We start from the raw sequence: 25,604 nt of genomic DNA, 5'->3' as shown, positions 1-25,604 counted from the left end.
GATCCCGCCACCGCCGAGTGCCGGAGGTGCGGGTGTCCAGTGCGTTGCGGGTCAGTGTGCTGGCCTACCCCGGCTGCTTCGCCTCACAGGTGTACGGGGTCCTCGACCTGCTGACCATGGCCGGGCACGTCGCCGCGGCGCAGGGCAGGCCGGGACCCTCCTACCGGGTGACGGTCGTCTCGCCCCGCCGGCGGGTGACCGCCTCGGGCGGCGCGGGCATCGAGGTCGCGGCGCTGCGCCCGGCGGACGTGCTCATCGTGCCCGGCTTCGAGACCGCCCCCGGTCCCGGCCCCGGTGCCGGTGCCGGTGCCGGTCCCGACTTCGACGGTGTGCTCGCGCGCCTGGGGCCGGAGACGGCCGCCGTCCGCGCGCAGGCGCAGGCGGGCGGCGCCCTCGTGTCGGTCTGCGTCGGCGCCTTCCTGCTCGCCGAGGCCGGGCTGCTGCACGCCCGCGAGGCGACGACGTCCTGGCTGTACGCGGATCAATTCGCGCGCCGCTACCCGCAGGTGCGGCTGCGCCCCCAGGAACTGGTCGTCAGCGATGGGGGCGTGACCACCACGGCCGCCTTCAGCGCGATGTACGACTTCGCGCTGCGCCTCATCCGCGAGCACGACGGCCCCCGCATCGCCCGCAGCACCGCGCGCATCACCCTCCTGGACGACGCCCGCTCCACCCAGAGCGCCTACGTCGACACCGAACTGCTGCCCGCCGTGGGCCGCGGCTTCTCCCCCGGCGTCAAGCGGTGGCTCGAGCAGAACCTCCAGACCCGCTACGACCTGCCCGCCCTGGCCCGGGAGTTCGGCGTCAGCACCCGCACCCTGCTGCGCCGCTTCGGCCAGGAGACAGGCCTAAGCCCGCTGGCCTACCTGCACACCGCCCGGGTGCGCCGGGCCAAACACCTGCTGGAGACGACCGAGCGGACGATCGCGAGCGTCGCCGCCGAGGTGGGCTACCGCGACCCCGGCGGATTCAGCGAAATCTTCGCCCGCCACACCGGCCACAGGCCCAGCGCGTACCGCGCCGCCTTCCGCCGGCCCGCCCAGGACCCGGAACACCCCTGACCAGCCCCCTCACCCCTCCACGGCGGGACACAGGGCAACAGCGGGGACGGTGAGGCGGTAGCGGTGTTCCGCAGCGGCCCGCGCTGTGTGATGCCGCTGCCCTACGGCCCCCGCTCGCCACTGGGTGCGCAGCACCCTGGCCCAGGGCGGCTGCGAGCTGCACACGCGGGGCCGGCGCATCCGGCTGCACCCCGTCACCGCCGGCGGGAAGGCTTCCCCCGAACAAACCTGACCGTTGTCCGATAAGAGCCTGTGTCATATCCCCCGGCCGGGTGGGGATATGACGCAGGCTCTGAGCCCCCGCCCGGGGGCCCGGCCGTACACGGCGGTGGCTGTCCGACCGGGTCCCGATCCCCGCCGGCGCTGCCGCACGTCGCGTTGTGTGGAGGCGAGATGGCAACGGGCAAGGCCCTGCCGCTGGAAGCGATAGTCCTGATCGATGTGGCGATCGTCCTGCTCGCGGGGGCCGCCATGGCCCGCCTCGCGCGCCGGCTGCACCAGCCGCCCGTCGTCGCCGAGATCGCCGCGGGCCTGCTGCTCGGCCCCAGCCTGCTGGGACTGCTGCCGGGCGACCTGCCCGCACGGGTCTTCCCCGCCGACGCGCGGCCCCTGCTCGGCGCCGTCGCCCAGGTGGGACTGGTGCTCTTCATGTTCCTGGCCGGCTGGGAACTGGACCTGACCCGGCTGCGCGGGCGCGGTCGGGCGGTCGGCGCGGTGGCCGCCCTGGCCATGGCCGTGCCGTTCGCGCTCGGCGCGGGCGCGGCGGCCCTGCTGTACTCCACGCGGGCCGGCCCCGGCGTCGGCGGGGGAACCTTCGTGCTCTACCTGGGCACCGCGTTCTCCATCACCGCCTTCCCGGTGCTGGCGCGGATCATCCACGACGGCGGCTTGACCACCTCCCGGGCCGGCACCCTGGCCATGGCCTGCGCGGCGATCGGTGACGTGGCCGCCTGGTGCGTCCTGGTCCTCGTGGCCGCCGTGGCCGGTACGGGCGGCAGCGGGGAGTTCTTCCTGGTCCTCGCCCTGACGGCGGGGTACGGGATCGTGATGGCCTTCGGCGTACGGCCGCTGCTGGCCCGGCTGCTGCGCGGTGCGGTGCGCGCCGAGCGCAGCACTCTGCTCGTCCTGATCGTCTCGGGGGTGTTCGTCTCCGCCTTCGTCACCTCCTGGATCGGGATCCACGCCATTTTCGGCGCGTTCGCCTTCGGCCTGGCCATGCCGCGCCGGCGCGCCGCCGAGCTGCACCACCTTCTCGAGGTGCCCCTGGAGAAGGTCTCGGCGCTGCTCCTGCCGGTCTTCTTCGTCGTCACCGGCCTCTCGGTGGACGTGCGCGCGCTCGGCGTCTGCGGGCTGCCGGCCCTCGCGCTGATCGTGGTGTGCGCCGTGGCGGGCAAGTTCGCCGGGGCGGCGCTGCCCGCCCGGGTGGCGGGCCTGGGCTGGCGGGAGGCCACCGCGTTCGGGGCGCTGATGAACACCCGAGGCCTGACCGAACTGGTCATTCTCCAGGTCGGCCGCGAACTGGGCCTGATCTCGGCGCAGATGTTCACGATGATGGTGGTGATGGCGCTGGTGACCACCGCCATGGCGGGCCCGCTGCTGCGGGCGCTGGGCATGAGCGCGCCCGCCGGGGGCGCCGGCCCTGAGCGGGCGCCGGAGAGCGCACCGGACGCGCAGGCGGGCGCGGCGGCGGCCGCGGGCGGCCCGGCCGAGAACGCCGAGGCCGCGCCCGGCCCGGGGTGAGGGCTCCGGCCGGGATGACGCGCCCGGCCGGGGTGAGAGCCTGTCTTTGAACCCCCGTCGTCCGCGCGAAGCGCGGGCGCAGCGGCGGATTGGGGCCTCCCCTGCTCGAGCGGAGCCGAGAGCTTGGGGAAGCGTGCGATCGGTGTGCGGAGTCCCAGGTCATGTGGCGGAGCCACCTGTCCTGGGGCTCCGTGCGCCGAACGTGCGTGCCGAACACCGCTGCGCAGACGGGGGTTCAAAGACAGGCTCTGAGGGGCGTGCGCTCACTCCTCGGTGTCCGGGTCCGAGCGGACCCGCGCCAGCTTGTCGGGGTTGGTGACGGCGTAGATGCCGCGCACCTGGTCGCCGCCGGGCGTCAGGTCCATGACGATGACGGCGTAGGGCGACTCCTGGGAGAAGACCACCGCGGAGGCGTCGCCGTTGACGTGCCGGTAGTGGACGTCGAGGTCCTTGGGCGCCCGCCCGGCGTATCCGGCGAGCATGCGGCAGACCTTGTCGCGGCCGGTGACGGGCCGCAGGCCCGCGGTGCGCACCTTGCCGCCGCCGTCGGTCCACATGGTGACCTCCGGCGCGAGCATCTCCATCAGCGCGTCCAGGTCGCCGCCCAGCGCCGCGGCGACGAAGCGTTCGGTGACCTCCTGCTGGACCTGCGGGGTCGTCTCGTAGCGGGGGCGGCGCGCCTGGACGTGGGCGCGGGCCCGGTGGGCGAGCTGGCGCACCGCGGCGGGGCTGCGGTCCAGGATGCCCGCGATCTCGGTGTGCGCGTAGCCGAACACCTCGTGCAGCACGAACACCGCCCGCTCCAGCGGGGTCAGCGTCTCCAGGACCACCATCATCGCCATCGACACCGACTCGGTGCGCAGGGCCTGTTCGGCGCCGTCCGGCGCCCGCTCACCGGCCGTCTTGGTGATCAGCGGTTCGGGCAGCCAGGGACCGACGTACGTCTCGCGCCTGCGGGTGATGGCGTCCTTGCGGGCCAGGGCGTGGTTGACCGCGATCCGTACCAGGTAGGCGCGCGGGTTCTCGATCTCCTGGCGCGGTGAGCGGCTCTTCCTGCCCGACCAGGACAGCCAGGTCTCCTGCAGCACGTCCTCGGTGTCGGCGACGGAGCCGAGCAGGTTGTAGACGATGGAGAAGAGCAGTTCCCGGTGGCCGACGAAGACCTCGGTGGAGGCTTCGATGACGTCGCCTTGAGCGCCCCCGGCCGCCGCGCCCTGGGCCGGGGCGGCCTCGCCGGTCAACTCCTCGCCGGTCGGCTCCTCGCCGGTGACGTCGTCTTCCGCGCTGTCGGACATGGTCCACCTCCCGTGTGACGCGTTCGCCACTGAGAGGACAGGGCCGCGGGGAGTGTGACATCGGCCCGGCGGGTGTGTTTCACCTCACAGGATCGGGGCCCGGTGTCACACCCGTCCCTGCCGGTGCCCTCCCGTCGGCGAGGGCAGCCCCGGCCGCGGGGGTGCCGGGGTGCGGCCGGTGAGATCCGAACCGTCCGGCCACGGCCGCGAGTTGCCCGACATGTCGACCGGCGGGGGCCGGTCGCCGACGAAAGGAACGGCACACCATGGCAGTTGCACAGCAGGCCCCGATCAACTTCGCCGTCATGTACGCGACGCACGATGCGTTCCGGCGTGACCTCGAAAAATTCGCGGCCGCCGTGGCGGCCGGCCGGGCCGAGGCCCCCCGGGTCCGGGCCGGCTGGGAGAATTTCAAGCGCCAGCTGCACGTCCACCACAGCGTGGAGGACGCCGTGCTGTGGCCGCGGGTCGCCCGGCAGATCACCGAACGCCCCGACGACCAGAAGCTGCTGGCCGAGATGGAGGCCGAGCACGCCTCGCTCGACGCGGTGCTGAGCGCCGTCGACACGGGCCTGTCCCAGCGGTCGCCGGACCTGGCCGAGCGCGTGGAGCGCCTGGCCCGGTCGCTGGGCTCCCACATGCACCACGAGGAGGACGCGGCGCTGCCGCTCATCCAGGACGTGTGCACCACCAAGGACTGGGACGCCTTCCGCGGCGCCATGGCCAAGAAGCAGGGCCCCAAGGGCGCGGCCATCTACATTCCCTGGGTCATGGACGGCACGGGCGAGGCGGAGCGCAAGCGGTTCCTGGACTGCATGCCCGCACCGGTGAAGGTCCTCAACAAGCTGTTCTGGGAGTCGGGTTACCAAAAGCGCAAGCTGTTCTCCGCCTGAGGACCGGTCTTCGAACCCACCACCGGCCGGCTCCTGGCAGCCGGCCCGCGAGCGGCCCCGCTGCGGGCCCCGGGCCCCGCCCGCACCGTCGGCACCCATGTGAGCAGCCTGCGCGCCGAGCTCGGCTCGCGGGAGCGGATCGTCACGGTGCACGGGGGTGGGATGCCGTACCGGCCGGGGCTGAGCCCGCCCCCGTACCGGGCGGGGCTGAGCCCGCTCCGTCCCCGTACCGGGCGGGGCCGGAAGCCCGCAGGGGCCTCCTCGGCCGCGCGGACGGCAAGCAGGCGGGTGCAAAGACAGGCTCTCAGCGTCCTTTGCGCCCGTTCATGTACCAGGCGGCGGCGACGGCGATGACGACGAGAACGATGAGGATCTTCATGGTCCTCAGCTCCCCCCGATCGTGTGGGACATGCCTGGGCGGCCCCAAGTCTCCCGTGAGGTGCGTTTTGTCCCTCGGGTGCCCGGGCACCCGAGGGCGGCGCGCAGCGGTGCGCCTCGCCCGCCGGGCTCCGGTGGTGAGGTGCTGCGCTGTTGCGGAAGGTAGGGACAGGCGCCCGGGCCGGCAGGGCCGGTGCGCCGGCCCGCAGGCACCAGGGAAGGCGGCAGCAGATGAAGGACACCCCCGGCAAGCAGGGCCCCCAGGACCCCACCGGCAGGGGACCGCGGCCGGAGTTCCCCCAGCAGGAGCAGGAACCGCCGGGCTGGACCGGGCCCATGGACCCCCCGCCCGACCACGGCGAGGACTCCTACCGCGGCTCCGGGCTGCTGTCCGGCCGGGCCGCGCTGATCACCGGGGGCGACTCGGGGATCGGGCGGGCCGTGGCCATCGCCATGGCCCGGGAGGGGGCGGACATCCTGTTCACCCATCTGCCGTCCGAGGCCGGTGAGGCGCAGGAGACCGCCCGCTGGGTGCGCGACGCCGGGCGCCGGGCGGTCGCGGTGGCGTGCGACATCCGCGAGGAGGAGCAGTGCCGCAGGCTCGTGGAGCGTGCGGTGGCCGAGTTCGGGCGGATCGATGTGCTGGTCAACAACGCCGCGTACCAGATGTCGCAGCCCGAGGGCATCGGCGCCATCTCCACGGAGCAGTTCGACCGGGTGGTGCGCACCAACCTGTACGGCATGTTCTGGCTGTGCAAAATGGCGGTGCCGCACATGCCGCGGGGCGGCTCGGTCATCAACTCCGCGTCGGTGCAGGCCTACAAGCCCAGCCCGCACCTGCTGGACTACGCCATGACCAAGGGCGCCATCGTGACCTTCACCCAGGGGCTCGCGCAGATGCTGGTGGAGGACGGGATCCGCGTCAACGCGGTCGCGCCGGGCCCGGTGTGGACGCCGCTGATCCCCGCGACGCTGCCGGACACCGCGGAGTTCGGCAAGCAGGCGCCGCTGGGCCGGCCCGCGCAGCCGGCGGAGATGGCGCCGGCCTACGTCTTCCTCGCCTCGGAGCACGCGAGTTTCATCACGGCCGAGATCATGAACGCCACGGGCGGCACGCCCCTGCCCTGAGCCCACCCCCTGGGGCCGGCCCCCCTGGGCCCCGGGTCCGGCCGTGCCGGCGCCGCGCCCCCCATGCCCCGCTCCTGGCCCGCGCCCCCGTGTTTCTGAGAGGAAATCAATGATCGACAGCACGCTGCCCCTGCTCGTCCAGGGCTACGCCTGGCTGCCCGACCGGAGCCGGCGCTCCGGCGGCGAGACGGTGCGCGCCCGGCTGCTGGGCAAGCCCGCCATCGCCCTGCGCGGCCCCGAGGCGGTGGCCTTCTTCTACGACGAGGACCACGTGCGGCGCCGCACCGCGCTGCCCGGCCCCGTTCTCAGTACGCTCTTCGGCCACGGTGCGGTGCACACGCTGGACGGCGAACAGCACCGCGCGCGCAAGGCGTTGTTCCTCTCCCTGCTCAAGGACGGGCCGGGCGTGCAGGCGCTGGCGGAGCGGGTCGGCGAGGAGTGGGAGCAGGCCCGCAAGGAGTGGTCCTGCCTGCCCCGGTTCACGTTGTTCGACGAGGTGAGCGTGGTGCTGACCCGGGCCGTGTGCCGGTGGGCCGGCATCCCCTGGGCGGACCGTCCCGGTGACGGGGCGCGGCAGATGGCGCGGGATTTGGTGGCGATGGTCGACGGGTTCGCCACCGCGGGGCCGCGTCATGTGCGCGCCCGGCGCGCCCGCGCCCGCCAGGAGCAGGCCCTGGCCCGCCTCATCGAGGCGACCCGCGCCGAGCCGGACCGGGCCGGGACACCCACGGACGCCGTGCACACCGTGGCCGCCCACCGGGACGCCGACGGTGAGCTGCTCGATGCGCGGACGGCGGCCGTGGAGGTCCTCAACATCATCCGTCCCACGGTCGCGGTGACCTGGTTCACCGTCTTCGGGGCGCACGCCCTGCACCGCCACCCGCAGCTGCGCGAGCGCCTCGCGCGGGACGAGGCGGGCTACGCGCGGGCCTTCGCCCACGAGGTGCGCCGCTTCTACCCCTTCGCGCCGTTCGTGGCGGGCCTGGCGCCGCGGGACACCGCCTGGCGCGGGGAGCCGATCGCCGAGGGCACGATGGTCCTGCTCGATCTGTACGGGCAGAACCACGATCCGGCGCTGTGGCCCGACCCTTACGTGTTCGACCCCGAACGGTTCACCGGCCGCGAGCCCGGCCGCGACGAGCTGGTGCCGCAGGGCGGCGGCGAGGCCTCCCAGGGCCACCGCTGCCCCGGCGAGGACATCACCCTGGCGGTCCTGAGCACCCTGCTGCCCCGCCTGGCCCGCCTGGACTACCGGGTACCGGAGCAGGACCTGCGCATCCCCCTGCACCGGGTGCCCACCCGGCCGCGCAGCGGTTTCGTCATCACGACGGCAGACACCGCAGACACCGCGGATACGGCGGGTGAGGCGGGCAGGCAGGGCGCCTGAGGCCAGGACACGGCGGCAAGAGGCCCTGGGCGGGGAAGACGTACGAGACACCTGGACCGGAAGGGACATCACCATGCAGGACAGCCACCGCGAGGACAACACCCACCCGCACGCCCCCGCCCAGACCGCGGCCGGTGAGGTGCTGGAAGAGGTGGAGGAGGCCGAGGAGCGACCCGTGCCCGACGAGAAGCGCGAGCACGCCAAGGACGGGGAGGCCGGCGACACCCTGACGCCCAGCCCCACCGCCCAGGAGGACATCCACCGCGACGACCGGGGCGACGACAGCTAGGGGCTGCGCCCGGGCGGGGCTGCGCCCGGGCGGGGCCGGGCCCGGGCGGGGCGGGGCCCGGGCGGGGCGGGGCAAGTACCCCCGCCCGGGGGCGGTGGTTCACCGGTGCGAGGGCTGCCACTCGATCATGAGGATGGTGGCGTCGTCGCGCAGCCGGTCGCTCTGCGCGTCCAGGATCGAGTGGATGAGCCGGCGCAGGGTCTCCGCCGCCACCTCCCCGGCGCTGGAGGCGCGGGTGACGAAGTCGGCGAACCGTTCGAGCCCGAACTCCGTGCCGTCCGCCAGCCGCGCCTCGGTCAGGCCGTCGGTGTAGAGCAGGACGCGGTCGCCGGGTTCCAGTGTCGTCTCGTGCACCTGGCGCTCCCCGCCGCGCAGGCCGGCGGGAAAGCCCAGGGGCGGGTCGGGTTCGCGTTCCAGGGCGCCCTCGACGAGCCGGTCGTCGCGCAGCAGCAGGGGCGGCGGGTGCCCGCAGTTGCTCCAGCGCAGCAGCCCGCTGGAGAGGTCCAGGCGGGTCAGGATGCCCGTGCAGAACTGGTCGGGCAGCCACTGGCCCAGTGCCGTGTCCACGGTGTCCAGGAGTTCGGGCAGGTCCGCGCCGGTGCGCCGGCCGTTGCGGCAGGCGGCCAGGGTGACGGCCGTGGTGAGGCCGGAGAGCAGGTTGTGGCCCATCGCGTCGACGATGGTGGCGTGCAGGTCCGTCCGGGTGAGGCAGTGGTCGAAGGCGTCGCCGCCGATCTCGTAGGCGGGCTCCAGCACGGCGGTCGAGACCACGTGGGTGTTGCCGATGGTGCGCGGCGGCAGGAAGGCGCGCAGCATCTCCGCGGGCAGGCGCATGGGTTCGGCGCGGGTGCGCTGGAGGAGGTTGTCCTTGTACGCGCGCTTGGAGGTGATCATCATCGCGAGCAGGGCGGCCAGGGCCCGGCCGCGGCGCAGCAGGGTGGCGTCCAGGTAGGGGGCGTGGACGGCGACCACGCCGAGGCGTTCGGCGCCGTCCAGCAGCGGCAGCCAGGCGGTCATGCCTCCGATGGGGGATTCCTCCACGCGCAGGGAGAGGGTGCGGTAGGCCCAGCCGGCCAGGGATTCGTCCATGGCGAACCCCGCGCCCTCCTCGTTCAGCGGGACCAGCCGGCGCTGCTGGAGGTCGGCGAGGTAGATGACCGCCTGGGGCACGCCCAGGGCCGTCGCGCACTGCACGACCGCGGTGGCCAGGTCCAGTACGGCGTTGTCGGGGTCCGCGAGGAACTCCTCCAGTCCGCTGGGCGGCTCCGATGGCGGCACGTCTTCTCCCTTCCGCGGACGGGCGGCGTGACACGAGCAGTCTCACACCGCTCTGGCGCATCTGCTCGGCTGCCGTGGGCCGCCCGCCACGCTGTGCGGGGGGGGCGTGCGCACGGCGTCGCGCGGGGCTTGGTGCGCGGGTTGGTGCGGGGTGCGTTCGGGCGCCCCGTCCGTGTCGCCGATCGGGCGCGGGTGGTCCACGGTGATCAGTACGAGTTGTCCTGCCCTGCGCGGGTACCTGCACCCCAGCCCCGGGTGCGCCCCGCCGGCAAGGGCCGGACGCTCCCGGAGCCGGACGGTCGAGAGGAGACATCGATGAGTGAGCAAATGAGTGAGCAGGTACCGGCGTCCCCCGGCGCCGACGGCAGCACGCCGGTCCCCCGGGACCCGCCCGACCAGCAGGCCGACAGCGGGCAGGACCGCTGGGAGCCGGCGCGGGAGAGCGACAGCGGCCGCGGGGAGCGGGACGACGTGCCCGACACGGACGAGGCCGGCGCCGGCCGGCGCGGTGACTCCGGTGCGCCCGAGGGCTGTGCGAACGCGGGCGGCCCCGACCGGGAACCGGTGCCGGAGGAGCCCTCCGGGTGAGCCCGGAGGCGGGCCCGGACGGCCCGGTCCTCGGCCCAGCAGTACGACGCGATGGAAAGGAACGACGGTGAGCGGTGCGGGAGAACCCTCGGCGCAGGTCACGGTGGAACTGAGCGGGACGGCAAACGACGCGGAGAGCGTCTTCACCGTGCTGAAGGCGGCGTTCGCCTCGGACCGGGAGGACGGTGCGGCCCCGCGCTCCGCGCGGGACGGCGGCGGGCCGACCGTGTGGAGCGGCGTGTTCGACACCGCCCGCCCGGCGGGCGGCGGGCCGGGCGGGCCGCCGCCGCTGGACGGTGCGGTGACCGCCACGGTGCAGGGCGGCTACGTCGCGGTCGACCAGATCGTCAAGGTGCTCTCGGCGGCCTTCACCGTCGCCGAGGAAGGCTCCGCCTCGGGCGACCAGGAAAAGGATGTGACCCTGCGCCTGGAGAGCAGGTGACCCGGCACCGCGGGGACCGGTGACGCCGCGGGCCCGGCCCTCTTCCGGCCGGGCCCGCGGCGCGGGCGCTCCAGGAGGCGCTTCCCGCCGGGGGGGGCGCGTGCCGGGCGCCGGGACGCAGGCGGGCGTTCAAGGACCGGCTCTCAGGCGTGGTGGTCGCCCGGGATGCGCTCCAGCAGGCCGCGCAGGTCGTCGGCGTGCTCCTCCTCCTGGGCCAGCAGGTCCTCGAAGACCCGGCGGGTGGTGGGGTCGCCCTCCCCCAGCCACTGGGTGATCTCGGTGTAGGCGGCCACCGCGACGCGTTCGGCGACCAGGTCCTCCTTGATCATCTCGATCAGGTCGGTGCCCTCGTGGTACTCCGCGTGGGACCTGGCGGTGAGCGTGTCGGGGTTGAAGTCGGGATCGCCGCCCAGCTGCACGATCCGCTGCGCCAGCCGGTCGGCGTGCTCCTGCTCCTCCTGGGCGTGCTCCAGGAACTCCGCGGCCACCGGCTCGGAGTAGAGGCCGGAGGCCGTGTAGTAGTGCCGCCGGTAGCGCAGCGTGCAGACGACCTCCGTGGCGAGAGCCTCGTTGAGCACGGCCAGGACGCGCTCCAGGTCCGCGCCGTAGGCATCGGTCACCGGGCCCTTCTCGATCTGCTGGCGGGCCCGGGCGCGGATGGTCTTGATGTCGGTCAGGAACTCGGCCATGACAACTGCTCTCTCCTCGGTGAACGAGACAGCGGGCGGACCGTCCGGCGACCCACTGACCTTGAACGTACCCATTTCGCCACATTCCTCCTGCGGGGGCGGCCCGGCACGCGGGCGGGCGGGTCTTGCGGGTGGCGTTGGCCGAACCCCGTGTAACCACCGACCGGCCGGGCCGAACGACGGGGCCGGGGCCGGGCCGAGGCGCTCCCCCTGGGCCGCCCGCGAGAGGGGGCGGGCTGGGCGCCGTCCCCTTGGCACCGCCCCCGGAAGAGAACGGAAGGCGTGTCCGTGAGCCGGTACGCGGCCGGTGCGCCCGGCCGAGGGCTCCCACCCCAGTACCCCCGGCGGGGACCCGCTCGTCGACCAGCGCCTGCACGCAGCGCGGTGAGTGGGGGAATCGCTGCCCGGGCCCGGTTGGCGTACCGCCCGCAGCGCGGCGAGGGTGCGGTTCACCGCCGGTGGCGTGCTCTGCCGGTGCGGGCAGCGCACCGTCACTGTGCGGCAACGTCCATGTGGTCCCCCGGTGGCCGGGGATCGCCGCGGCGTCGGCCGTACGGTCGCATCCGGGCCGGCATCGTCGGCGTCCCCCGGCACCCGCCACCAGGACCAGGCCAGGCCAGGCCGGCGGGCAGGCAGGCGGGCGGGCAGGCGGGCCCGGGGCAACTGGCGGCACCGCGCCAGCTGTTGCAGGGCTGGGGGCCAGCTGCTGCTGTCCGGCTGCGCGCCGGGCCACGAGCCGCGCGGCCCCCGGGGCCCGGGGCCGGGGGCCGTCAGCCGGGGGCGCTCAGCGGTGTCGCGCAGCGGGCGCAGTAGCGGTCCTCGCGTTCGGCGCTCAGGCGGCCGCACTGCGGGCAGACCCGCTCCAGCAGGCAGACCGGTTCGCCGCCGGGGTCGGGGGCGGCGGCGCGGGGCGGGCGGGGGCGGTGGGCGGTGGTGTAGGTCAGGCCGTGCCCGCCGGCGCGCAGGGCGCGCGGGGTGGGTGCGGGCAGCCAGGCCAGGGCGCCCGGTGCGAGGGCCAGCACCGCGCCGGGCAGGGTGAGTTCGCCGCTGCCGGCCAGCACGGTGAGCAGCAGCGCGCAGCCGTCCCCGGTGTGTTCCTCCAGGCCCGCGCCGGGGGCCAGGCGCACCACGGCGGCCTCCAGGCCGCGTCCCTGGCCGGGCAGTGACCACACCACGCTGATCGGGCCCCGCCCCGGGGCGAGGGTCTGCTCGGGGCCGGCGAAGACCGGAGCAGCGAAGGCCGGGTCGGCGGAGGCCGGATCGTTCATGGGCCGGGGGCTCCTTTCGGGGCGGCGGGGGCTGAGGGGGCGTGCTCCGGCGTGCGCGGCCCCGGCCAATGGGGGCAAAGCCGCCCGGAGCAGACCCGAGTGAGCCTCGAGCCGCCCCTGGTGGACTGCGGCTGGCACCGCACGGCTGGACGCTGCCGCGCCCCTTTTTGCGAGGGGCGGGCGCCCGGCGGGTGCCGAGGTTTTCACTCGACTGTACTTAGGAGGGCAACCATGGTCACCCGACGCCGTCTGCTCGGCACCGGACTCGCCGCCGCGGGCGTAGGGCTCACCGGGGCGTCGTTCACTCCCCTGCTTGCCGTGGACCCCGCCCAGGCCAGCCCGTCCACAGCGGCCACCCCGGAACTGTTCGCCGTGCCCATGCCCAGGATGCCGGTGCTCAGACCCACCTTCCGCACCGCGACGGCCGATCACTACGACGTCACCATGCGTCCGGCCCGCAAGGAGATCCTGCCGGGCATCCAGACCGATCTGCTGACCTACAACGGCAACTTCCCCGGCGCGACCATCAAGGCCCGCACCGGCCGCACCGTGATCGTGCGCCAGCGCAACGCGCTGGACGTGGCGACCTCGGTGCACCTGCACGGCGCCTCGGTGAGCCAGACCAACGACGGCGACCCGATGGACACCCTCGCCCCGGGCGGCGAGCGTCTTTACACCTATCCCAACAAGCAGCCGCACGCCTCGCTCTGGTACCACGACCACGCCCACCACCGGGAGGCGGAGAACGTCTACCGCGGCATGCACGGCAGCTACCTGCTGAGCGACAGCATCGAGGACCAGCTGCCGCTGCCCAAGGGCGAGTACGACGTGGAGATAGGCATCCGCGACGCGAACTTCGACACGGCAGGCCAGCTCATCTACGTCATGGACGACCTGCAGCGCACCACGCTGCTGGCCAACGGCGTGCCCTACCCCTACTTCCAGGTCGCCGCCCGCAAGTACCGGCTGCGCTTTGCCAACATGGCCAACCAGCGCTTCTTGGGCCTGCAGCTCTCCGACGGCAGCGACATCATCCAGATCGGCTCGGACGGCGGCCTGCTGCCGCGCCCGCACACCACCAAGTCGTTCGTGCTCACCCCGGGCGAGCGCGCCGATGTCGTCATCGACTTCTCGCGCTACGCGGTGGGCGATCAGGTGGTGCTGGAGAACAACGTCATCTTCAACGGCACCGCGGAGCAGGTCGGCAAGGTGCTGCGTTTCGACGTGGTGCGCACCGCCGAGGACCCGAGCTCGGTGCCCGCGGTGCTGCGCTCGCTGCCGCCGCTGCCCACGCCCACCAACGAGCGCGCCATCGAGATGCGCATGGAGGAGGGCGTGGAGCATCCCAAGGCGTTCCTGGACGGCAAGGTCTACGACGGTTCGCGGGTGGACTCCAGCATCCGTTTCGGCGCCAGTGAGATCTGGTCGGTCACCAACGCCAACACCCGGGTGCCGCACAACTTCCACATGCACCTGGTGCAGTTCCGGGTCCTGGAGCGGAGCGGGAAGCCGCCGGCGCCCGGCGAGTCGGGGCTCAAGGACACGGTGATGGTCCTGGCGGGCGAGACGGTCAAGCTGCAGGCGACCTTCGACACCTACCGGGGCTCCTACCCGTATCACTGTCACATGCTCGACCACTCAGCCATGGGCATGATGGCCACCATGAAGATCAGCTGAACCGGGCCGCCCGCCACCAGGCCCCCGCCGCCGGAAAGCCCCCGGCGGCGGGGGCCTTGGCCGTGGGGCGGGTTCTCAGCTTGTGCTTTATCTTCGGGCGTCGCGCAGAGCGATTCAGCACCTCGAAGCGTCTGACCGCCTTGCCGACGTCGTAGCGGGGTGTACGCCGCCGGTTCTTCACACCGAGTGGTCGTCCGGTGCCGGTGCCGCGGGGTTGGGGAATACGGGCCGGACAGGACATAGGACATGCGGGCGGATGTTCCTGGCCCCCGGCGGATACGGGCCGGGGTCAACTGCGCCGACGGGGTCGGCCTCTCCCAGGGGCGGCGGAGATCAAAAGCCAGCGGCCGGACGAGAGGGAGTCGGGCCAACGCCTCCCGCCCGAGCCCGGAACGGGGCAGAGTCATCTTCACGGCCTTCGTACTGGTCAGATGCCTGATTCGACACGGCACACGATCTCGCTAAGGCTTCCGCGTGACAGGTGGACAGCCTGTACTCGCCCCAAGGACGAGGTTCGTTCGAAAGCCGTCCTTGTGCTCACCGGGTCAACGCGAGCAGTTCATCGACCGTCTGTTTCTCACCACTGCCTCTGAGGTGGGCGATGGCCGCAAACGGCGCGATCACCTGGCTCCAGGCATGGAGCCGGTCGCCATCGAGTCCGCATGCCGCCGCCACACGCGCGCAGCGGGTGTCGACGCCCTCCAGCCCGGCTGCGGCCAGGACGTAATCCACCGCGTCGAAGCACGGATCACCGACACAGGCTTTCGGGTCAATGGCCATGAGACCACGCTGTCCGCCGTCGAGGACGTTGCCCAGGTGCAGGTCACCGTGGAGCAGCACGGTGGTCGCTTCCGTCTCCAGCAGCAGCTCGCACCGCTTAATGGCCCTGTCCCATACGGTGACGTCCATCCGTGCGCTGACCGCGGGCTCGGACAGCCGCTTGCCGACCCGGGCAAAGGCTTCCTCGCACCGGCCACGCAGCACACGCGTCGGCCGCGGAGGCAACGCCACCCCGTGCAGGGCGGCGAGCAGCTCCGGCCACTGGGCCGGGAGCGCAGCAGCAGGCATGTCCTCCGCCGGCGTTCCGGGGACGATCCCCTCCAACACCATTGCCCCTGCTGCCTCATCGGCGGCCAGCACGGAGGGCACCCGGCCCGAGGCGGCAAACCATCCCAGCATGTCGGCCTGCTCGGCCATCAGGGACTTCTCCGGGCTGATCTTCAGCACCGCAGGCGTACCGTCGGGCCAACGGCACCGCAACGCAACCGACGAAGCACCGTCCGGCAGGAGCCCACCAAGTGAAAGCCCCCACTGGGACGCCAGCCGCTCGACGAGGTCTGGCGTGTCAGCACACCATTCGGCAACATGGGGACCGAATCGTCCTACCAACCGCGCAGTGACGCTGTTCACATCCACCAGCAGTCGTTTCACACGGCCCAGTGTGCCGCTTGCACACTCTTTGTCCACCGCTTTTGCACCACCCGCTACGGACACAAGCCGCCACAGCGAATCGGACCAGAGCAGTCACGCACCTTCGGCGAGAATTACTTAGTCTCCGCCGGGACAGACCACAACCCTCCGTGGCCCCGGAAAGATAAAGCACAAGCTCAGAGTCTGTCTTTGGACTCTGGCCGTGAGGTGCGTACGGCTGGATGATCTGTTGCGTGGGGGCCGGCGGGGCGGCTCGGCGGTATTGCCGGGAGTGTGGTGACCTGCTGCCGGTGACAAGGGCGGTGTCCGCGACCAATCCGGTTGCGGGTGGCCCCGGTTCGAAGCCGGACGAGTGGTCAGCGCCAGCGGTTGTTGCCGGTGTGGTCGCCGGCGAGCCAGCGGGAGAGGTCCTCGTGTGCTGTGGCTCGCCGCTCGGCGCCGATCTTTTCCGCCTCGGGGTGGTCGACGGCAAACTCCAGTATCAGCCCGTTGGGATCTGTGATGTACAGCGAGACGCAGTACCCGTGGTCGACCACATGGGCGTTCGTCTCCGCGTGGCCGGCCGCGGTGACGCGCTCGCGCATGGCTTCCTGGGCCTCCGCCTCGACCTTGAAGGCGATGTGGCGCACGGGGGTGGAATTGATGCCAGTCCTGAACTCCTCCTGGTCCTTGGGGTCCGCGAACTGGAAGAAGGCGAGCGCACTGCCGTCGGCCAGGCCGTAGAGGGTGTGACTGTAGACGCGCTCGGTTCCCAACAGCACCTCGCGCTCGGTCCACGTGGCGACCAGGGGCAGGCCGATCACCTCCTCGTAGAAGCGCCGGTTGGCTTCCTGGTCGTCAGTGATCCAGGCGTGGTGGTGGAGGCGGAGCGGCAGGCTCTCGCTCATGTCGAGTCATCTCCCGTGACGGGTCGGGGTGTTGGGCTGGTGACCTGGGTGGTCGCCGGCCTAGTGGCCAGCATGCCGCTCAATGAGGTTGAATGCTAAATCAATTCGAGCCGTTGTGTACGCCGGGGAGCGGGTGGCCCGTCGGCCGGCCAATGAGGGCCGGCACGTGCCGCATCCGCGCCCGGAGGGCCCGCTACTCGCCGGGCCTGGCGGGTGCGAGGGGCTCCGGCCTGGCCCGACGTCGCACTCGTCCGCCCCGTTGCCGCAGGCCGACCGCCAAGACGGCGGATGCCGGCCCGGTGTGCGTCCAGTGGCGGGAAAAGGTTGAACAGTAATCTGCTCGGGGCGGGCCCCGGGCCGGAAGGCCTCGTCCGCAGCTCGCCGAGTCGCCTCGGAACGGGCGGCGTCCTGCCGGAACAGCGACGCTCGCGGCGGACGCACGGGCAACGGCCTGCTCCTCCTGGGTAGCGGCACCGTCGGCCACGGCCTGCAGTGCGGCCTCGGCGCCGGGAGCGAGTTCGGCGCGGAACTCGGACACGGCCGGCCGGGTGCGGGCCTCGAAGGCCCGAAGCCCGCACCCGGCCTCCGTGAAGGATGCGACGAAATCACCGGTGCGGTGATGCCCGGCCGCGGAGGCCGCCGGCACCGCGACACCGAAGGCGACCGCGGCCATCGCGGTGACCGCGCTTATCCTCCGTCGCCGGCAACGGGTCACCACGCTCCCGGCCATTCCGCCGGACCGTCCCGTCGGCGCCCCCGCAGCAGGTCAGTCGGCTGCCGCTGTCTCAGGGCCGGGGGTCGAGGACAGCTGCTCAGGCGAACTGGCCCACGCGGTAGTCCCCGGCGGGCTGCTGGGCCAGGACGTTCACGCGGTTGAAGGCGTTGATGAGGGCGATGACGGCCAGCAGGGCGGCGAGCTGCTCCTCGTCGTAGTACCGGGCGGCGTTCGCCCAGGCCTCGTCGCTGACGCCGCCGGCCGCATCGGCGATGCGGGTGCCCTGCTCGGCCAGTTCCAGCGCCGCGCGCTCGGCGTCGGTGAAGACCGTGGCCTCGCGCCAGGCCGCGACCAGGTGCAGGCGGCCCGGGTTCTCCCCGGCGTGGGCGGCCTCTTTGGTGTGCATGTCCACGCAGAAGCCGCAGCCGTTGATCTGACTGGCGCGGAGCCCGACCAGTTCCTGCGTCGCCGCCGGCAGCGTCGACTGGGCTGCCACCTGGCCCGCGGCGGCCAGACGCTTGAGGAACTTGGCCGAGACCGGGTTGTCGAAGAGGTTCAAGCGAGCGTCCATGTCCGGCTCCTCTGCCGTGCTGATGGTGCGTACACAGCTCTGACGAAACAGCCCGTCAAGATGTGACAGCACCCCCTTGGGCCTCGCAATATCCCTCTCGTGGCCCTCGCGCCGGTGCGGCTCAGCCGGTCGTCCAGGGGCGCAGCTTCTCGGGGTTGCGCACGGCCCACAGGTGCTTGATGCGGCTGCCGGCGAAGTCGAAGGCCAGCACCGAGACGGTCACCCCGCCCTGCTGGACGACCAGGCCGGGCTCGCCGTTGACGGTGCGCTCCAGGATCGTCAGGCCGGGCACCTTGCCGGTGATGGTGACCAAGTAGCGGGCGATCTGCTCGCCGCCGCCGGTGGGCGGCGCGGCGTTGACCAGACCGCCGCCGTCGGCCAGCCCGGTCGCCTCGGGATCCAGCAGGCTGATGAGGGCGCTGATGTCCTTGGCCTCCCAGGCCTGCTTGAAGCTGCGCACGAGGTCGGCACGCTGGGCGGTGGCGGTGGCCGGGGCCTGCTGGGCGGTGCGGATGCGGCGGCGGGCGGAGGAGGCCAGCTGGCGGCAGGCGGCCGGGCTGCGGCCGACGCTCTCGGCGACTTCGGCGAAGGAGTAGCGAAAGACGTCGTGCAGGATGAACGCCACCCGCTCGGCCGGGGTCATGGAGTCCAGGACGACCAGGAAGGCCATGTTGACCGACTCGTCCAGGGTGATGCGGTCGGCCGGGTCGGTGGCCGACCCGGCCCGCCCGCCCGCCCACTCCGAGTGGTCGGGCAGCGGCTCGGGGATCCACTCGCCGACATAGCGCTCGCGCCGGGCCCGGGCCGAGCCGAGCAGGTCCAGGCAGATGCGGCTGGCGACCGTCGTCAGCCAGCCGCCGGGCGAGGTGATGGCCGCCCGCTGCGCGCGGCTCATGGCATACCAGCGGGCGTAGGCCTCCTGCACGACGTCCTCGGCATCGGCCAGGGAGCCCAGGAAGCGGTACGCGAGGTTGATCAGCTGACGCCGCTCGCTCAGGACCGCGCTCAGGCCCGCCTCAAGCTGATCGTCTTCCGGCTCGGTCTGCGTCCTCATCGCCCGCGTGCTCCCTCTGCTCCCCGTGGCCGAAACTGCCGTCCCCCCTCCGACGAGACAGCACCCCCAAATGTCAGGCCGCACCGACCGCTTCGTGGCGCTGTGCCCGGACTGCGCCGGGAGGGTGCGTCCGCTTCTGTCGGGATTCCAGCGCCTTCCTAGGCGTATCCCCTAGTCATGTGACATGAGCAAACACAAAGCCACCGTGGAGCGGTACCGCGAAGGGGTCCTCAGCGGTGACCACGAACTGGTCCTGTCCCTGGTGACCGACGACGTCGTGTGGGAGAGCCTGGGCCAGACGCGGGTGCAGGGCAGGGAGGCCCTGCGGGGCATCGTGCAGAACAAGGACGGCGCGGCCGCCAAGGGCGTCGTGCAGCGGCCGGAGATCACCGTCGACCGGCTGATCGAGGAGGGGGACACGGTGGTCGCCACCGGCCGCGCCGTGCTGGCCCTGCCGGGCGGCCAGAAGGCGGAGTTCCTCTTCTGCGACGTGTTCACCTTCGCCGGGGAGGCGATCAGCCACCTGGAGAGCTACAAGGTCCCGCTCGGCGGGCCGCCCCGCGGCTGACCCCGGCCCGGCCCCGGCCCCGGCGGGGTGCCGACAGGGTGCCCGGGGGGTGTGCGGTGGCCGGAATGCGCCCGGGGTCAGCCGGCCGTCCAAAAGCGCAGCTTCTCGGGGTTGCGCACGGCCCAGATGTGCGTGATCCGCTCCCCCGCCACGTCGAAGGCCAGCACCGAGACGGTGACGCCGTCCTGCTGGGCCACCAGGCCGGGCTGGCCGTTGACGGTGCGTTCCAGGATCGTCAGGTCCGGGGCCCGCCCGGCGACGTCGGCGAAGACGCGGGCGATCTGCTCGCCGCCGGTGACGGGCTGCAGCTGGGCGCTGACCAGGCCGCCGCCGTCGGCGATCGTCGTGGCGTCGGGGTCCAGCAGGCCGATCAGGGCGTCGATGTCCTTGGCCTCCCAGGCCTGCTTGAAGTCCCGTACCACATCGGCGCGTCGGGCGGTGGCGGTGGCCGGGGCCTGCTGGGCGGTGCGGATGCGGCGGCGGGCGGAGGAGGCCAGCTGGCGGCTGGCGGCCGGGCTGCGGCCGACGATCTCGGCGACTTCGGCGAAGGAGTAGTGAAAGACGTCGTGCAGGATGAACGCCACGCGCTCGGCCGGGGTCATGGAGTCCAGGACGACGAGGAAGGCCATGTTGACCGACTCGTCCAGGGTGATGCGGTCGGCCGGGTCGGCGGCCGCTCCCGTGGGGCCGCTGAGCCATTCCATCCGGTCGGGCAGCGGCTCGGGGATCCACTCGCCGACATAGCGCTCGCGCCGGGCCCGGGCCGAGCCGAGCAGGTCCAGGCAGATGCGGCTGGCGACCGTCGTCAGCCAGCCGCCGGGCGCCGCGACGGCGTCCCTGCGCTGCTCGGACATGGCATACCAGCGGGCGTACGTCTCCTGCACGACGTCCTCGGCATCGGCCAGGGAGCCCAGGAAGCGGTACGCGAGGTTGATCAGCTGGCGCCGTTCGCTGAGAACCGCGCTCAGGCCGGGTTCGAGCCGGCTGTCCTCCGGCTCGGGGTGCATGCTCATGGTGTCGCCAACTCCCTTGGCCGCGCCCTGGCTTCACCAGTTCGATGAGGCATCGCACTGAAGGTGGCGCTCGTCACCTCACATTACAACGGGCTGTGTCGTCGTACGGGTGGAGATCGAATTCCTTCCGGGGCCCATCCCCCGGTCGCCCGGAGCGGGAATCGGCGCTCTCCCACCCCGGCTTCGAACCGTGTGAAGCCGTCCGTCACCCGTCAGGAGAATTCCCGTGCACCTCATAGCGATCCGCGGATCACCAGCCGGCGGCCTCCCGTGATCCGGGCTGCGGCAGGGCCCGTCCGGCCCGCCGCGGCAGGGCCGCGCGGTTTTCCTCCTGCCCACCGGCTTATCCCCACCGGGATGTGGGGCCCTCGCGCGCGAGCGGCCGCATCCCGCGGCACGACCCGATAGAACACGCACAGAAAAGGAAACAGTTGTGGAACCTGTGAACGTTGCGATCATCTATTACAGCGCCACTGGCAACGTGCACACTTTGGCCCAGGCGGTGGCCGAGGGCGCGGAGAAGGCCGGGGCGAACGTGCGGCTGCGCAAGGTCGCCGAGACCGCCCCCGAAGCCGCCATCCAGACCAACCCCGCCTGGGTGGAGCACCGCGCGGCCACCGCGGACGTCGCCGAGGCCACCCACGACGACATGGAATGGGCCGACGCCGTCCTCTTCGGCACCCCCAGCCGCTTCGGGAACCCCGCCAGCCAGCTGCGCGCCTTCATCGACACCACCGGCCCCCTGTGGTTCGCCGGGAAAATCGCCGGCAAGGTCTTCTCCGCCTTCACCGCCAGCAACACCGCCCACGGCGGCCAGGAATCCACCATCCTGGCCCTGTCCAACACCTTCTACCACTGGGGCGGCATCATCGTGCCCCCCGGCTACACCGACCCCATCCAGTTCCAGTCCGGCAACCCGTATGGCACCTCCCACGTCGCCGGCGACGGCGCCCCCGGCGACATCGCCCTCCAGGCCGCCCGCCACCAGGCCCGCCGCGTCACCGACACCGCCGCCGCCCTCAAAGCCGGCCGCACCACCACCTGAACACCCCGCCCCACAACGGGGACACAGCCCAACCGTGAGGGGCCGCCGGCCAGTTGGCCGGCGGCCCCTCACCGCTGCCGGGATCCTTGGGGAGTCCGGCGGAGGGTTCAGGGAGGGTTCAGGAGGGGATCCAGTCCCGTTTGATGTGGGGGGTCTCGATGCTCAGGGCGCGCATGTGCTCGATGGGGTTGGTGTATTCGCGGCTGGCGGCGATCTGTCCGTCGTGGAGGGTGAAGCCGTGGATGAAGTGGTTGCGGTAGCGGCCCTCGGGATAGCCGGGGAAGCGGATGGTGCCCTCGCCGTCGCATTCGACCCAGATGATCGCGGGGTCCTGGGTCTCGTAGAGGTGCACGTTGGACCACTGCCAGTCGGGCAGGACCTTCAGGGAGAGTTCGCCGTGGCGCTGGAGCTTGTCGCGGCCCTGGACGACGATGGGGCGGCCGATGTCGGTGTTGAACAGGGCGGCGGTGCCGTCGTCGGTGTAGAGGGTGTAGCGGCTCAGGCGGGCCTCGGGTCCGGTCTGCATGTACTGCTCCACGGCCCGCCGGTTGCGGGCCCGCAGGGCCAGGTGGTTGGTGAACACCGGACCGCCGGCGGCGGCGTCGGCGGCGTCGGCAGTGGTGGTGTCGGTGGTGGGGGGTGTTGAGGTCATGGTGTCTCCGGGCGAGGCGGTACAGGGGCGGCAGCGATACGGCGGGGGTCAGGGCTGGAGGCGGGTGGTGGTCCAGCCGGTGGTGGTGCGGTCGTAGCGCAGGCGTTCGTGGAGGCGGTCGGTGCCGTTGGCCCAGAACTCCACGCTGGCCGGGGCCAGGCGGTAGGCGGCGAATGCCTGGGGGCAGGGCAGCGGGCGCCCGGGGGCGGCCAGTTCGAGGGCGGCGGCGCGCAGGTGTTCGGCGTGGTCGAGGTCGTGCAGGGGTTCGCTCTGGCGGGCCACGGTGGACATGGGGTGGGTGAACGGGGGGCGGGCGGCCCACAGGGCCTCGGCCTGGGTGCGGGGCAGTTGGGTGACGGGGCCGGCCAGGGTGATCTGCTGGCTGGTCTCGCGCCAGTACAGGACGCCGGAGGCGTAGGGGTTGGCAGCCAGTTCGCGGCCCTTCTGGCTGCCGGTGTGGGTGATGAAGACCAGGCCGGTGGCGTCCAGGGAGTTGACGGCCACGATCCGTGAGGAGGGCCGGCCCTGGGCGTCGGCGGTGGCAAGGGCCAGGGCGCGGGGCTCGCGGACCTGGCGGTCGGTGGCCTCCTGCAGCCAGGAGGCCAGCAGTCCCAGGGGTTCGGCGGGCGGGGTACGGAACTCGGGGAAGGCCACCTCCAGGGTGCCCGTCAACGTCTCCGAACGCCGCTCCGCGGCAAGGCCGTTGGCCGGCGCGGCAGGGCGGGGGCTGGTCACATCAGACATGCGCGAGTCCTTTGGTGGTGGGGCCGGGCCGGCGCTCGGGGGAGGGCGCCGGCCCGGCGCTTCGGGGGTGGCCGGGGCTCAGGCCGGGTCGGGGGTGCGGGCCGGGGCCAGCAGGTAGGCCAGGGCCTCGCCCACGATGCGGGGGCCTTCGCGGGTGAGGACGGATTCGGCGTGGAACTGCAGGGAGGCGAAGCCGGGCCCGCGCAGGGCGTGGACCTCGCCGGTGGCCGGGTCCCGGCTGACCTGGACCGGTGCGCCGTCGACCAGGCCGGGCACGCCGTGGACGGTGAACTCGTCGTGGTGGCTGAGCAGGGCGAAGGTGTTGTAGTAGCCGACGTGTTCGGTGGCGCCGAACAGGTCGATCTGCTTCTGGACGCCCTGGTTGGGGATCTCCCTGCGGCGCAGGGGCAGTCCCAGCTGCAGTCCCAGGGTCTGGTGGCTCAGGCACACCGCCAAGAACGGCCGCTGTTCGCGCAGCAGGGTGGCCACGGCGGTGTGCAGGTGGCGCATCTTGGGGTGGGCGACTTCCTGGGGGTCGCCGGGGCCGGGGCCCATGACGATGAGGTCGTGGCCCTCGAAGGTGTAGTCCTCGTCGTAGCGGCGGACGGTGACCCGCAGGCCCAGGGAGCGCAGCTGCTGGTCGATCATCGAGGTGAAGGTGTCCTCAGCGTCGATGACCAGGACCGAGCGTCCTGCCAGGTCGGGCAGGGCGGCGGTGCGGGCGGCGGTGTCGGCGAGCCAGAAGCCGGCGATGGGGTCGTTGCGCTGTTCCAGGGCGCGGCGCACGCTGGGGTGGTCGGCGAAGCGCCGGCTGGTGCCGCCGCCCAGGGCGGCGACCAGGCCGGCCGCCTTGGCGCGGGTCTCGGCGGCTTCGGAGGCCGGGTCGGAGTGGCGCACGATGGTGGCGCCGACGCCGATGGACAGGCGTCCCTGGGCGGTGATGTCGGCGGTGCGGATGAGGATGGCGGAGTCCATCACCCGCTCGCCGTGGGCGTCGCGGCCGATGAGGGCGGCGGCGCCGCTGTAGTAGCCGCGGCCGCCGGGTTCGTACTGGTGGATGATGCGGCAGGCGCTCTCCAGGGGGCTGCCGGTGACGGTGGGGGCGAACATCGTCTCGCGCAGGATGTCGCGCACGTCGCGGTCGGTGCGTCCCTGGATGAAGTACTCGGTGTGGGCGAGGCGGGCCATTTCCTTGAGGTAGGGGCCCACGACCTGGCCGCCGTCCGGGCAGATGCGGGCCATCATCTTCAGTTCCTCGTCGACGACCATGTACAGCTCGTCGGTCTCCTTGCGGTCGTCGAGGAACTGCAGCACGCCTTCCAGGGTGGAGCCGGCCGCCGGGTAGCGGTAGGTGCCGCTGATGGGGTTCATCACGGCGGTGCCGGCCTCGAGGCTGACGTGGCGTTCGGGGGAGGCGCCGACCAGGATGCGGCTGCCGGTGTGGATGAGGAAGGTCCAGTGGGCGCCGCTCTCGCGTTCCAGCAGCCGGCGGAAGAGGGCGGGGGCGCTGGCGGGGCCGTAGTCGGTGATGTCGGCGACGAAGGTGCGCTTGATGACGAAGTTGGCGCCCTCGCCCGTGCCGATCATTTCCTTGGTGATGCGGCGCACCACGTCCTCGTAGGCGGCGTCGTCCACGTCGAAGTCGCCGCCGGCCAGCGGGGTGGGCACGTTGGGGATGCGGGCCAGGGCCTGGGGCAGCGGGAGTTGCTGCTGGCCGGTGACGGTCATCGCGACCAGCGGGGTGCCGTCGTCGGCGCAGGCGTAGCCGCGCTCGGCCAGTTGGCGGTAGGGCATGACGACCAGGACTTCGTGGCCGGCGCCGGTGCCCGGTGCGGGGTGGGGGGGCAGCGGGATGTCGGCCAGGGTGGCGGGCAGGGTCACCGAGCCGGTCAGGACCTCCACCACGTCGGCGCCGGTGGTGTGGGGCCGGTGCAGCAGGGCGTAGGGCTGGTGGGGGCCGTGCAGGGCCTGCTCCAGCAGGTCCCCCGCCGTGGCGGGGTGGGGGGTCGGTGGTGTCTGTGTCATGTGAACAGCCCCTTGACGGTGGTGACCTTGGCGCAGCGCTCGGCGGCGTAGGTGAGGGCCGAGCGGTGGTAGTCCTGGGAGAAGTCGGCGGTGGCGTCGGCGACGAAGAACGGCTGGATGTCGTGGGTGAAGGCGTCGACGGCGGTGGCCAGGACCCCGACGTGGGCGTAGATGCCGCACAGGATGAGCTGGTCGCGGCCGGCGGCGCGCATGCGCTCCAGCAGGTCGGTCTTGAAGAAGGCGCTGTAGCGCCATTTGGTGAGCAGCCAGTCCTGCTCGGTGGGGGCGAGGGCGTCGGTGACCTGGCGGTCCTGGGGGGCGGGGCGCATGCCCGGGCCCCAGAAGTCCTTGAGCAGGCCGCGCTGTTCGTCGCTCATGCCGCCGGGCTGGGCGGTGTAGGCGACGGGGATGCCCTGGGCGGCGCACCGCTCGCGCAGGTGGGCGGCGTTGTCGATGAGGTCTTGGCGCAGGCTGTCGGGGAAGGGCTTGAGGAAGTAGCGCTGCATGTCATGGACAAGGAGGACCGCCCGGTCGGCGTCGGCGGTCCAGGACACGGCGGCCGGGGGCAGGTCGCCCTCGGCGGGCAGGGGGTAGGGGCTGATGGGGGGTATGCCGGTCATGGTTCCAGTCCTCGGCTTGGTGCGTGGCTGCGGGTGCGCAGGCGTGGAGGGAGGGAAGGGCAGGGGTGTCAGGCGGGCCAGGCGGAGACGACGCTGAGGGCCTGGGTGGGGTTGAGGCGGGGGTCGCAGCAGGAGGTGTAGCGCTCGCCCACGCGCTCGAGGTCGG

At 72.7% G+C, this 25,604-nt stretch carries 24 protein-coding genes; 11 read left to right on the top strand and 13 right to left on the bottom strand.

The annotated features are described in order from the left end of the window. The first annotated feature begins 32 nt into the window (after positions 1–32). On the top strand, positions 33–1,061 hold the full coding sequence (locus ACFVYR_RS20245; protein WP_384250830.1) for a GlxA family transcriptional regulator: 1,029 nt from the start codon (positions 33–35) through the stop codon (positions 1,059–1,061). Positions 1,062–1,454: 393 nt separating this feature from the next. After that, positions 1,455–2,801: a cation:proton antiporter gene (locus ACFVYR_RS20240; protein ID WP_384250828.1), complete on the top strand. Its 1,347-nt coding sequence runs from the start codon at positions 1,455–1,457 to the stop codon at positions 2,799–2,801. A 263-nt stretch (positions 2,802–3,064) separates the two neighbouring features. On the opposite strand, the gene sigJ (ACFVYR_RS20235) is transcribed toward ACFVYR_RS20240, so the two are convergent. Further along, positions 3,065–4,096, bottom strand: a complete 1,032-nt coding sequence (gene sigJ, locus ACFVYR_RS20235; protein WP_384250825.1) for an RNA polymerase sigma factor SigJ — start codon at positions 4,094–4,096, stop codon at positions 3,065–3,067. Between the two features lie 266 nt (positions 4,097–4,362). Here sigJ (ACFVYR_RS20235) and ACFVYR_RS20230 point away from each other — a divergent pair, with 266 nt between their 5' ends. From ACFVYR_RS20230 to ACFVYR_RS20215, 4 genes are all read left to right on the top strand, one after another. Continuing rightward, entirely contained in the window at positions 4,363–4,989 is a 627-nt protein-coding gene (locus ACFVYR_RS20230) for a hemerythrin domain-containing protein (protein ID WP_384250823.1), read from the top strand. Between the two features lie 609 nt (positions 4,990–5,598). Next, the gene (locus ACFVYR_RS20225; protein WP_384250820.1) at positions 5,599–6,495 is read left to right on the top strand and encodes an SDR family oxidoreductase; all 897 of its coding nucleotides are present in this window, start codon (positions 5,599–5,601) and stop codon (positions 6,493–6,495) included. 109 nt (positions 6,496–6,604) lie between these two features. Next, positions 6,605–7,882, top strand: coding sequence for a cytochrome P450 (locus ACFVYR_RS20220; protein ID WP_384250818.1), 1,278 nt, complete (start codon positions 6,605–6,607; stop codon positions 7,880–7,882). Between the two features lie 73 nt (positions 7,883–7,955). Then, entirely contained in the window at positions 7,956–8,171 is a 216-nt protein-coding gene (locus tag ACFVYR_RS20215; RefSeq protein WP_384250815.1) for a hypothetical protein, read from the top strand. A gap of 99 nt (positions 8,172–8,270) precedes the next feature. On the opposite strand, the gene ACFVYR_RS20210 is transcribed toward ACFVYR_RS20215, so the two are convergent. Beyond that, the gene (locus ACFVYR_RS20210; RefSeq protein WP_384250813.1) at positions 8,271–9,449 is read right to left on the bottom strand and encodes a PP2C family protein-serine/threonine phosphatase; all 1,179 of its coding nucleotides are present in this window, start codon (positions 9,447–9,449) and stop codon (positions 8,271–8,273) included. Positions 9,450–9,764: 315 nt separating this feature from the next. Between ACFVYR_RS20210 and ACFVYR_RS20205 the strand changes: the two genes are divergently transcribed. After that, positions 9,765–10,037, top strand: a complete 273-nt coding sequence (locus tag ACFVYR_RS20205) for a hypothetical protein (RefSeq protein ID WP_384250810.1) — start codon at positions 9,765–9,767, stop codon at positions 10,035–10,037. A gap of 67 nt (positions 10,038–10,104) precedes the next feature. Beyond that, positions 10,105–10,479, top strand: a complete 375-nt coding sequence (locus ACFVYR_RS20200; protein ID WP_384250808.1) for a hypothetical protein — start codon at positions 10,105–10,107, stop codon at positions 10,477–10,479. 143 nt (positions 10,480–10,622) lie between these two features. On the opposite strand, the gene ACFVYR_RS20195 is transcribed toward ACFVYR_RS20200, so the two are convergent. Then, complete coding sequence (locus ACFVYR_RS20195; RefSeq protein WP_384251241.1) at positions 10,623–11,168, bottom strand: bacterioferritin; 546 nt, start codon at positions 11,166–11,168, stop codon at positions 10,623–10,625. 770 nt (positions 11,169–11,938) lie between these two features. Then, positions 11,939–12,436, bottom strand: coding sequence for a hypothetical protein (locus ACFVYR_RS20190; RefSeq protein WP_384250805.1), 498 nt, complete (start codon positions 12,434–12,436; stop codon positions 11,939–11,941). 231 nt (positions 12,437–12,667) lie between these two features. Here ACFVYR_RS20190 and ACFVYR_RS20185 point away from each other — a divergent pair, with 231 nt between their 5' ends. Beyond that, a complete protein-coding gene (locus ACFVYR_RS20185; protein WP_384250803.1) occupies positions 12,668–14,113 on the top strand; it encodes a multicopper oxidase family protein in 1,446 nt (481 codons plus the stop codon). A 537-nt stretch (positions 14,114–14,650) separates the two neighbouring features. Here ACFVYR_RS20185 and ACFVYR_RS20180 read toward each other — a convergent pair. The 4 genes from ACFVYR_RS20180 to sigJ (ACFVYR_RS20165) form a co-directional block, all read right to left on the bottom strand. Further along, positions 14,651–15,523 (bottom strand): aminoglycoside phosphotransferase family protein, encoded by an 873-nt coding sequence (locus tag ACFVYR_RS20180; RefSeq protein WP_384251239.1) that lies wholly within the window; start codon positions 15,521–15,523, stop codon positions 14,651–14,653. A 377-nt stretch (positions 15,524–15,900) separates the two neighbouring features. Beyond that, positions 15,901–16,431 carry a VOC family protein gene (locus ACFVYR_RS20175; protein ID WP_384250800.1) on the bottom strand — a complete coding sequence of 177 codons (531 nt, stop codon included), beginning with the start codon at positions 16,429–16,431 and terminating at the stop codon, positions 15,901–15,903. A gap of 812 nt (positions 16,432–17,243) precedes the next feature. Next, positions 17,244–17,717: a carboxymuconolactone decarboxylase family protein gene (locus tag ACFVYR_RS20170; protein WP_384250798.1), complete on the bottom strand. Its 474-nt coding sequence runs from the start codon at positions 17,715–17,717 to the stop codon at positions 17,244–17,246. A gap of 121 nt (positions 17,718–17,838) precedes the next feature. After that, entirely contained in the window at positions 17,839–18,771 is a 933-nt protein-coding gene (sigJ, locus tag ACFVYR_RS20165) for an RNA polymerase sigma factor SigJ (protein WP_384250795.1), read from the bottom strand. A 184-nt stretch (positions 18,772–18,955) separates the two neighbouring features. Here sigJ (ACFVYR_RS20165) and ACFVYR_RS20160 point away from each other — a divergent pair, with 184 nt between their 5' ends. Further along, positions 18,956–19,339 carry a nuclear transport factor 2 family protein gene (locus ACFVYR_RS20160; RefSeq protein ID WP_384250793.1) on the top strand — a complete coding sequence of 128 codons (384 nt, stop codon included), beginning with the start codon at positions 18,956–18,958 and terminating at the stop codon, positions 19,337–19,339. A gap of 77 nt (positions 19,340–19,416) precedes the next feature. Here ACFVYR_RS20160 and sigJ (ACFVYR_RS20155) read toward each other — a convergent pair whose 3' ends face one another. Next, the gene (sigJ, locus tag ACFVYR_RS20155; RefSeq protein WP_384250790.1) at positions 19,417–20,352 is read right to left on the bottom strand and encodes an RNA polymerase sigma factor SigJ; all 936 of its coding nucleotides are present in this window, start codon (positions 20,350–20,352) and stop codon (positions 19,417–19,419) included. 433 nt (positions 20,353–20,785) lie between these two features. Between sigJ (ACFVYR_RS20155) and wrbA the strand changes: the two genes are divergently transcribed. Further along, entirely contained in the window at positions 20,786–21,397 is a 612-nt protein-coding gene (wrbA, locus tag ACFVYR_RS20150; RefSeq protein WP_389612175.1) for an NAD(P)H:quinone oxidoreductase, read from the top strand. A gap of 118 nt (positions 21,398–21,515) precedes the next feature. Here the strand turns inward: wrbA and ACFVYR_RS20145 are convergent, their stop codons facing one another. The 4 genes from ACFVYR_RS20145 to ACFVYR_RS20130 all read right to left on the bottom strand — a co-directional run bounded on the left by ACFVYR_RS20145 (position 21,516) and on the right by ACFVYR_RS20130 (position 25,438). Beyond that, positions 21,516–22,049 carry a PhzA/PhzB family protein gene (locus tag ACFVYR_RS20145; RefSeq protein ID WP_389612173.1) on the bottom strand — a complete coding sequence of 178 codons (534 nt, stop codon included), beginning with the start codon at positions 22,047–22,049 and terminating at the stop codon, positions 21,516–21,518. Positions 22,050–22,097: 48 nt separating this feature from the next. Further along, positions 22,098–22,793 (bottom strand): phenazine biosynthesis FMN-dependent oxidase PhzG, encoded by a 696-nt coding sequence (gene phzG, locus ACFVYR_RS20140; RefSeq protein WP_389612171.1) that lies wholly within the window; start codon positions 22,791–22,793, stop codon positions 22,098–22,100. Between the two features lie 78 nt (positions 22,794–22,871). Continuing rightward, complete coding sequence (locus tag ACFVYR_RS20135; protein WP_384263934.1) at positions 22,872–24,818, bottom strand: anthranilate synthase family protein; 1,947 nt, start codon at positions 24,816–24,818, stop codon at positions 22,872–22,874. Then, on the bottom strand, positions 24,815–25,438 hold the full coding sequence (locus tag ACFVYR_RS20130; RefSeq protein ID WP_384263932.1) for an isochorismatase family protein: 624 nt from the start codon (positions 25,436–25,438) through the stop codon (positions 24,815–24,817). The genes ACFVYR_RS20135 and ACFVYR_RS20130 overlap by 4 nt, the downstream gene beginning before the upstream one ends. Between the last annotated feature and the right edge of the window lie 166 nt (positions 25,439–25,604).

This window comes from Streptomyces sp. NPDC058284, from assembly GCF_042881135.1.
Lineage (GTDB): Bacteria > Actinomycetota > Actinomycetes > Streptomycetales > Streptomycetaceae > Streptomyces.
The sequence above is the reverse complement of the archived record's forward strand: the minus strand, read 5'-3'. Positions and strand labels throughout refer to the sequence as shown.